The organism is Hydrogenophaga electricum (genome assembly GCF_030160815.1).
In the GTDB taxonomy this organism is placed as follows: Bacteria; Pseudomonadota; Gammaproteobacteria; order Burkholderiales; family Burkholderiaceae_C; genus Hydrogenophaga; species Hydrogenophaga electricum.
The window spans coordinates 23,301-31,041 of sequence record NZ_BSPB01000043.1 but is presented as its reverse complement, the minus strand read 5'-3'; the positions used below and the strand labels follow the sequence as shown (position 1 = coordinate 31,041).

Annotated in this window: 8 protein-coding genes, 1 pseudogene and 1 riboswitch; of the genes and pseudogenes, 6 read left to right on the top strand and 3 right to left on the bottom strand. The window is 64.0% G+C overall.

The window, feature by feature from the left end; translation table 11 throughout:
* A pseudogene (locus QQK43_RS18115) lies at positions 1-256 on the bottom strand (FAD-dependent oxidoreductase); the annotation flags it as partial.
* Positions 257-259: 3 nt separating this feature from the next.
* Positions 260-2,152 carry a phosphomethylpyrimidine synthase ThiC gene (gene thiC, locus QQK43_RS18110; RefSeq protein WP_284308882.1) on the bottom strand — a complete coding sequence of 631 codons (1,893 nt, stop codon included), beginning with the start codon at positions 2,150-2,152 and terminating at the stop codon, positions 260-262.
* A 97-nt stretch (positions 2,153-2,249) separates the two neighbouring features.
* Positions 2,250-2,358, bottom strand: a riboswitch (TPP riboswitch).
* Positions 2,359-2,662: 304 nt separating this feature from the next.
* Between thiC and QQK43_RS18105 the strand changes: the two genes are divergently transcribed.
* The gene (locus QQK43_RS18105; protein WP_234263823.1) at positions 2,663-2,896 is read left to right on the top strand and encodes a hypothetical protein; all 234 of its coding nucleotides are present in this window, start codon (positions 2,663-2,665) and stop codon (positions 2,894-2,896) included.
* A gap of 63 nt (positions 2,897-2,959) precedes the next feature.
* Entirely contained in the window at positions 2,960-3,256 is a 297-nt protein-coding gene (rbp, locus tag QQK43_RS18100; protein ID WP_326491050.1) for an RNA-binding regulator, read from the top strand.
* 69 nt (positions 3,257-3,325) lie between these two features.
* On the opposite strand, the gene QQK43_RS18095 is transcribed toward rbp, so the two are convergent.
* Complete coding sequence (locus tag QQK43_RS18095; RefSeq protein ID WP_284308881.1) at positions 3,326-4,240, bottom strand: LysR family transcriptional regulator; 915 nt, start codon at positions 4,238-4,240, stop codon at positions 3,326-3,328.
* 99 nt (positions 4,241-4,339) lie between these two features.
* Here QQK43_RS18095 and QQK43_RS18090 point away from each other — a divergent pair, with 99 nt between their 5' ends.
* From QQK43_RS18090 to QQK43_RS18075, 4 genes are all read left to right on the top strand, one after another.
* Positions 4,340-4,669 carry a nuclear transport factor 2 family protein gene (locus tag QQK43_RS18090; RefSeq protein ID WP_284308880.1) on the top strand — a complete coding sequence of 110 codons (330 nt, stop codon included), beginning with the start codon at positions 4,340-4,342 and terminating at the stop codon, positions 4,667-4,669.
* Complete coding sequence (locus tag QQK43_RS18085) at positions 4,666-5,448, top strand: SDR family oxidoreductase (protein ID WP_284308879.1); 783 nt, start codon at positions 4,666-4,668, stop codon at positions 5,446-5,448. Before QQK43_RS18090 ends, QQK43_RS18085 begins: the two co-directional genes overlap by 4 nt.
* 286 nt (positions 5,449-5,734) lie before the next feature.
* The gene (locus QQK43_RS18080; RefSeq protein WP_284308878.1) at positions 5,735-6,157 is read left to right on the top strand and encodes a hypothetical protein; all 423 of its coding nucleotides are present in this window, start codon (positions 5,735-5,737) and stop codon (positions 6,155-6,157) included.
* Positions 6,154-7,644, top strand: a complete 1,491-nt coding sequence (locus QQK43_RS18075; protein ID WP_284308877.1) for an ImmA/IrrE family metallo-endopeptidase — start codon at positions 6,154-6,156, stop codon at positions 7,642-7,644. The genes QQK43_RS18080 and QQK43_RS18075 overlap by 4 nt, the downstream gene beginning before the upstream one ends.
* Positions 7,645-7,741: the final 97 nt, after the last annotated feature.

Below are 7,741 nucleotides of genomic sequence, written 5' to 3'. Positions count from 1 at the left end.
CGAGCGAGCGCCAGCCCAGGCGCGCGATGTCGGGCCCGGCGTTGTCCAGCTCGGCCAGCGGGCTGAGCATGCCGGCGGCGGTGAAGCCGGCGGCATGCGGCGCCATGGCAGCGCCGATCTGCCCGGTGGTCGGGGCCTGCGGGCCGGTGGCCGGATCGAACACGGTGACTGCGTGCCCGGCCCGGCCGAGCTGCCAGGCCAGCAGGCGCCCGAGCACGCCCGCCCCGGCAATGCCGATTTTCATTCGCGGGGGCATGGCTCAGGCCTTCTTGACCAAGGTGTCGACGGGCACGTAGAACGCGCCCCCGACCGACTTGAACTCCGCACTCTTCTGCGCCATCCCATCGGCCAGCGCCTGCTCTTCGCTCAAACCCTTGGCGGCGGCGTAGTCGCGCACGTCCTGCGTGATCTTCATGGAGCAGAACTTGGGCCCGCACATGGAGCAGAAATGCGCCTCCTTGCTGGAGTCCTTGGGCAGGGTTTCGTCGTGGTAGGCCTCGGCGGTTTGCGGATCGAGCCCGAGGGCGAACTGGTCGCGCCAGCGGAACTCGAAGCGTGCCTTGCTCATCGCGTCGTCGCGCGCGCGCTGGCCCGGGTGGCCCTTGGCCACGTCGGCGGCGTGGGCTGCGATCTTGTAGGCGATGATCCCTTGCTTGACGTCGTCGCGATCCGGCAAACCCAGGTGTTCCTTGGGCGTCACGTAGCAGAGCATGGCCGTGCCCATCCAGCCGATCATGGCCGCGCCGATGGCCGAGGCGATGTGGTCGTAGCCCGGTGCGATGTCGATGGTCAGCGGGCCGAGCGTGTAGAACGGGGCTTCGTGGCAGTGCTTGATCTGCTCGTCCATGTTGGCCTGGATCATGTGCATGGGCACATGGCCGGGGCCTTCGATCATGGTCTGCACGTCGTGCTTCCAGGCGATCTGCGTCAGTTCGCCCAGCGTGCGCAGCTCGGCGAACTGCGCTTCGTCGTTCGCATCGGCGCCGCTGCCGGGGCGCAGACCGTCGCCGAGCGAGAAGGTCACGTCGTAGGCCTTCATGATCTCGCAGATCTCTTCGAAGTGCGTGTAGAGGAAGTTTTCCTTGTGGTGCGTGATGCACCACTTGGCCAGGATGGAGCCGCCGCGCGAGACGATGCCGGTGCGGCGCTTGGTCGTGAGGTGGATGAAGGGCAGGCGCACGCCGGCGTGGATGGTGAAGTAGTCCACGCCTTGTTCGGCCTGCTCGATCAGCGTGTCGCGGAAGATGGCCCAGGTGAGGTCCTCGGCCACGCCGCCCACCTTTTCGAGCGCCTGGTAGATCGGCACCGTGCCGATGGGCACGGGCGAGTTGCGCACGATCCAGTCGCGCGTGGTGTGGATGTTCTTGCCGGTGGACAGGTCCATCACCGTGTCGCCGCCCCAGCGGATCGACCACACCAGTTTTTCCACCTCCTCCTCGATGCTGGAGGTGACGGCCGAGTTGCCGATGTTGGCGTTGATCTTCACCAGGAAATTGCGGCCGATGATCATCGGCTCCACCTCGGGGTGGTTGATGTTGGCCGGGATCACGGCGCGGCCGCGTGCCACCTCGTCGCGCACGAACTCGGGCGTGATCACGTCCGGGATGCGCGCGCCCATGGGGTTGCCTTTGAGCCGCGTCTCGCGCTCCGCATCGCCCAGGTATTCGCGCATCCATTCGCGCTTGCCGTTCTCGCGGATGGCGATGTATTCCATCTCGGGCGTGACGATGCCTTGGCGGGCGTAGTGCATCTGCGTGACGTTCTGTCCCGGCTTCGCGCGCAGCGGCCGGCGCTGCAGGCTCGCGGCCTCGGCGCGCAGGGCTTCGATGCGGGCGTCCGCCACCTCGCCGTGTTTGCCACCGTCGTCCAGCGCCACGCGGTGGCGGCCTTCGTAGCTTTCGGTGTCGCCGCGCGCGGCCACCCATTCGCTGCGCACCGGCTTGAGGCCCTGGCGGATGTTGATGTCGGCGGCCGGATCGGTGTAGGGGCCGGACGTGTCGTAGACCGTGACGGTCTCGCCGTTGGTCAGCGCAATGGCGCGCATGGGCACCTGCACGCCGGGCAACGCGCCAGGCACGTAGATTTTCTGGGACTGGGGAAAGGGTTCGCGGGTGAGCGAGAGCAGTTGCTGCAGCTTGTCGGGGGCGTTCATGGGGCAGTCTCCAATTGAGGTGGATGAATGCCCCGCCATCGACGCCGTGGAATGCAGATGCGCAGGACCGCCCCGAAAGGGTGGACGGACGTGCGCGCCTCGGCGCTGCAGCTCTTCTTACGCTGGTACTAACCAGATCAAGTTCGCGGTTCCGGCGGTCAAGTCCGCCATCTCAGCACGCCATACGTGCACCCCGGAGCAGGGCAGAGTGTAGCGCGTCATCCCAAAGCCGGTTACACTGCGTGGGTTCGCTGCGACTTGCTCGCCATCGCAGCCTCCGTTGTTCGACACGGTTCGCGGTTTGCCTCAACACCGCCCAGCCAACCAGCAGGCCTTCTCTCACGGCCCCCGCTGGTGATCAAACTCCCCTCTCGGCAAGCTTCACTCTCGGCCCCCTTTTGTTCGGGCCCCTTCCTGGCCTGTGGTGACCACAGGCGCACCCGTCGCCGTCGTGGCGTTCCTGGTGCCATTTTTTGTTGCGCGCCCGCCAGGAAGGTTGCGCAGATTTTCATGAGCTTCAAACCTGAAACCCCTTTCCCCGTGGGCAAGTACCTTGTCTCACCCCTGAGCCGCCTCACCGACGCCGGTGATTACAGCGCCAGCATCTCGCTGCGCAGCGGGCGCGGCATGGCCACGCACGACCGCGTCTTTCGCCTCGTGCCGCGTTTTGCCTCTCACCACGCTGCCTTGCGCTACGCCGCCCGCGAGGGCCGTGCCCTTGCGCTGCAGCACGGCGTGGCCTGATTCGTTTTTTTCTTTTTCCAAACCCTGGCCCGATCCGGCCATTCACTTCGAAAGATTCACACCATGAACAACCGTCTCTACGTTGGCAACCTGCCCTACACCGTTGACGAAACCGCGCTGACCCACAACTTCTCCGAATACGGCAGCGTGCGTTCCGCCAAGCTCGTCATGGACCGCGACACCGGCCGCTCCAAGGGCTTCGGCTTCGTCGAAATGGGCAGCGACGCCGAAGCGCAGGCCGCCATCGACGGCCTGAACGGCATGCAGGTGCAAGGCCGCGCCGTTACCGTGAACGTTGCCCGCCCGCCGGAAGCGCGCTCCGGTGGCAGCCGCTTTGGCGGCGAGCGCCGCGCTTACTGAGCCGACGAGCGCGCGCAGTACGCTGCGCCGCGACCCTGAGTGCCGAGCCGGGGCTGGTGTGCAAAGGGGTCATGGACCGGACCTGGCCAGGTCCCGGTCCAGCAGGCAATCGATGAAAGCACCCAGGATCGCCGGCTGGTGGTGCCGGTTCGGGTAGTAGACAAACAACCCTGGCCGTGTGATCGACCAGTCGGCGAGCACCTGCACGAGCTGCCCCTGGGCGAGGTATTCATCGACGCGCTCGCGGTCAAACGCATAGGCAATGCCCAAGCCTTGCAAGGCCGCGGCGACGCCGATGTCCGAGTGGTTGGTGACCAGTGGCCCGGACACCGCCACCTCGATCCGCCGCCCCCTTTTCTCGAACGCCCATTGATAGGCCCGGCCGTCGGTCTGCAGCCGCCAGTTGATGCAGGCGTGGTGATGCAGGTCGGCGGGTGATTGGGGCGGACCGCGCCGCGCCAGATAGTCCGGCGACGCCACCGCCACCATCTTCACGTCCGGCGTGAGGCGCACGGCGATCATGTCTTTCTCCAGCCGCCCACCCACCCGGATGCCCGCATCGAAGCGGCCCGCGACGATGTCGCTCAGCCCGTCGTCGACCACGATGTCCAGCGTCACGTCCGGGAACGCACGATGGAAGCGGCCCAGCCGCGGCGCAATGATCTGCCGGGCCGCCATGCCGAGGGTGTTGATGCGCAGCGTTCCGCTCATCTGCCCCGCCGCCGCGCTGACCTCGGCCATGGCGTCGGCCATCGCCCTGAACAGCGGTGCGATGCGGGCGTGCAGCTGTTCGCCGGCGGCGGTCGGTGCCACGCTGCGGGTGGTGCGGTTCAGCAGCCGCGCACCCAGCCGCGCTTCGAGCTGGCGGATGGTCTGGCTCAGCGCGGACGGCGACACACCCAGGTGCTCGGCGGCCCGCGCAAAGCTGCTGCGCTCGACCACGGCGGCAAAGGCTTTCAGTTCAGCGTAGTCGGAGCCGCGCATTGTGTATTCATTGCTAAATAACGACTTCAGATTCTAAAAGATTCACTAATTTCTCCAGCGGTCGCATCCTGAGGCCTTCAGCCCACAGGAGCCTTCACCATGACCGACCTGCATCTTCCCGAACCCATTGCCGCCTACTTTTCGGCCGACCGGCAGAACCCCGACGCGCTGGCCCACTGCTTCACAGCGCAAGCCACCGTGAAAGACGAAGGGCAGACCCACGCTGGCCTGGCCGCCATCCGGGCGTGGAAGGCGGCCGCATCGGCCCGGTTCACCTACACGACCGAGCCGTTCGCGCTTGAGCAGGACAGCGGGCACCACATCGTCCGCAGCCGGGTGAGCGGCAACTTCCCCGGCAGCCCGGTGAACCTGCGGTACCGCTTTCGCCTGGAGCGCGGCCTGATCGCCTCGCTGGAGATCACGGCATGAGCTTTGATCTTCAACTTCAAGGAAAGCGCGCCCTGGTCTCTGGCGGCACCAAGGGTGTGGGCGCCGCCGTGGCGCGCGCACTGCATGCGGCGGGCGTGCAGGTGACGACCACGGCGCGTTCGCTGCCCGCGGACGCCATCGACGGCGTGACCTACATCGCGGCCGATCTCACCACCGCGCAAGGCGTGGCGGACGTGGCGCAGTCGGTGCTCAGCCAATGGGGCGGCGCGGACATCCTGGTCAATGTGCTGGGTGGCTCCAGCGCGCCGGGCGGCGGCTTCGCGGCCCTGGACGATGCGCACTGGTTCAACGAGCTGAACCAGAACCTGATGCCTGCCGTGCGACTCGACCGCGCGCTGCTGCCCGCCATGCTGGCCCAGGGTGCCGGCGTCATTGTTCACGTCAGCTCGATCCAGCGCCTGCTGCCGCTGCCCGAATCGACGACCGCCTACGCCGCGGCCAAGGCGGCCCTGTCCACCTACAGCAAGGCGCTGTCGAAAGAGGTGACACCCCAGGGTGTTCGCGTGCTGAGCGTGGCGCCCGGCTGGATCGAGACGGAAGCCTCGGTGGCGCTGGCCCAGCGGCTGGCCCGCCAGGCCGGAACGGACTACGAGGGCGGCCAGCGGATCATCATGCAGTCGCTGGGGGGCATCCCGCTCGGACGCCCGGCCAGGCCGGAAGAGGTGGCCGATCTGATCACCTTCCTGGTGTCGCCGCGCGCGGGCGCCATCTCGGGCTCAGAGCACCTGATCGACGGCGGTACGGTGCCGACGGTGTAGAGCGTCGCAAGCGACGCAAGGGCTTTCTAGTGGCGCAAGGTCGTTGCAGGCTGAATGCCGAAGCTCGGCCCAGCTCGATTGAGGTCCGGCCTCAACTCGGAAGCGGACGTAGGTGTTGTGGGCTCGCCCAGGTTGGTGTGCCTGTTTGCTCATAGGCTGGCGTGCTTGGGCTAGATGCAATAATCGCAAGCCGTCTGGCAACGGGCCATTTTGAACCCTCCCCTCATACCGAGAGGATCGTCCAGAGAGTTTGCGTCCTTACGTCCCTGACTTGACTTTGGTGCTCATGAACGAAATGCCGAAGCCACAGACTCTTTACCGTGGATCACAGAAGCACAAGAACCGCCCCACCGGGGAGCGGAAGGGAACTCTATGCCCAGAGTGGACGCACATCACGGCGGCTGGGGGGTACAGAAACGATCCTTTCGCTCACGACTGGGAGGCGACTCAGGCGCACCAACTTTTCGAGCGCGCTTTATCTGATGAAGGCGGAAGACGACGTTTCGCGACTGCTGAGGGGATTGCCTTCGAAGCCAAACCCACCGAGGATGGCACTTGGCACGGTTACCCTGTGCCTTGGGAGGCTGTACCGCCGGAGATCGTTCAGAACTGGAAGGAAGACGGAATGGTCACTCGGCGGCAGATCAAGAATTATTGGAAGCAAGATCAAGACGATTTGCACTGGGCCATCGAGGCTGGGACACGATGAATGAATTCATGAGTTTCGGCGATCCCGCGCGGTTCGAAATTGCTGCACGGTGGACGTCCGACGCAGAACCCCGCGAGCGCCTGCCACAGGACGGTGGGTGGTCCACTGGTGATTTGCGCATTACCGTGGGGCATCAGGTATTGACCGCGCGTCGTTACAACGGCTCGGAATACAACCACATCGCTTGGTACCTCGCTCCCTTGCTTGATTGGCTGTTGAGTCAGTGGACATCGCTACTTCACGAGGAAGCTTTTGCATGGCCGGAGAAGGGTGGTGCGCCAGCGGCTTGGGCAGTCTTTGCGGCGCTTGGGCGCAGCATCGCCTCGTCCGATCAAGCAGAGCAAGCTCAATACCGGGCAGTACAGGGTTGGTGGATGCGGCACGCATTGCGTGCGGCGGACTCAAGCGCCCTCTACCCTGACTTGTGCCTACGTCGTCTGGGCGATGACATCGAGATTTCCTGGGCTGGTAGGCAGCCTGTGCACGCACCAGAAGGCTTCACACTGACTTCGCCCCCTGGATACGCATTGTTCGAAGTCGCGGCAGTGGCAGTGCCCCTATGGCACTTTCTAGAGTGGGCCCTGCAGACGGCGCAGGGGGTTACTGCGCTGGATCGTGACGCCATCAACGGCATGCGTGAGCGGTTCCACCAATTGAAACGTACCCCACTCAAGGCCCTCGAACTCAAGTATCTGAGTGATCGGGTGCAAACATTGCTGCAGTCGGCGAGAGCAACTGTCGATCTAAAAGACTCGAGTGTTGTTTTTCGGGATGTTCCTGCCATTGCTGAACTGGATCCCGCGGTGCTCATGTTTGGCGGCTTAAATCCTTGCATCGGCAATGAAGATGCCGTGCGGCTGATTCGGTTTCTCGCGAATTACCAGGGGGGGACAGAGGCTGAAGCTCTGGCGATGCTCGTTGATGAGCGCAGCTGGAATCATGCGCTGGCTCCTTATGAAGAAGGGTACGACCTTGCCGAAGAAGTTCGGGAAGAAATTGAGGTTCCGCTTGAAGAGCGCGATGTCAATGTGCATCGAATCCTTCATGACCTAGGAATTAAGGTTGAAGAGGTCTCCCTCGACACAGATTCGGTGCGTGGAGTCGCCATAGCTGGACCAAGCTTTGCTCCTGCAATCCTGGTGAACACGAAAAGTGTGTTCAATCAGACCTGGGTTGGGCGTAAGTTCACACTCGCCCATGAGCTCTGTCACATATTGTTTGACCGCACGAGGGCGAAAAAACTATCTCATGTGAGTGGGCCATGGACCGCTCCGCGCACTGAGAAGCGCGCGAATGCCTTTGCGGTAATGTTCTTGGCGTCGCGCGCCGCCACTCGATCAGTCTTCCGTGAGTACGGCATCGATAGAACAAGAGAGGCAGCCCAGGCCTTGCAGCTTGGCCACTCCGCATTCGTTGAGCACTTGTATAACTTGGGTCTCATAGACGAAGCGCAGCGCGAGCAACTGAGATCTAGAGCCGATACATAGCAACGGCTCACTGTTTGTTTTCTCGAGGATCAGGGAAGTTAGCGATTTGGTCGTATGTCAGCTTTCGGTAAACACCGGAAGTCCGATCTGTGAGCCT

Bases quoted from the DNA above. Each gene is read 5' to 3' on its own strand.
- QQK43_RS18090 (WP_284308880.1), top strand. From the start codon at position 4,340: ATGACCGACCTGCATCTTCCCGAACCCATTGCCGCCTACTTTTCGGCC.
- rbp (WP_326491050.1), top strand. From the start codon at position 2,960: ATGAACAACCGTCTCTACGTTGGCAACCTGCCCTACACCGTTGACGAA.
- QQK43_RS18080 (WP_284308878.1), top strand. From the start codon at position 5,735: ATGAACGAAATGCCGAAGCCACAGACTCTTTACCGTGGATCACAGAAG.
- QQK43_RS18095 (WP_284308881.1), bottom strand. From the start codon at position 4,240: ATGCGCGGCTCCGACTACGCTGAACTGAAAGCCTTTGCCGCCGTGGTC.
- thiC (WP_284308882.1), bottom strand. From the start codon at position 2,152: ATGAACGCCCCCGACAAGCTGCAGCAACTGCTCTCGCTCACCCGCGAA.
- QQK43_RS18085 (WP_284308879.1), top strand. From the start codon at position 4,666: ATGAGCTTTGATCTTCAACTTCAAGGAAAGCGCGCCCTGGTCTCTGGC.
- QQK43_RS18075 (WP_284308877.1), top strand. From the start codon at position 6,154: ATGAATGAATTCATGAGTTTCGGCGATCCCGCGCGGTTCGAAATTGCT.
- QQK43_RS18105 (WP_234263823.1), top strand. From the start codon at position 2,663: ATGAGCTTCAAACCTGAAACCCCTTTCCCCGTGGGCAAGTACCTTGTC.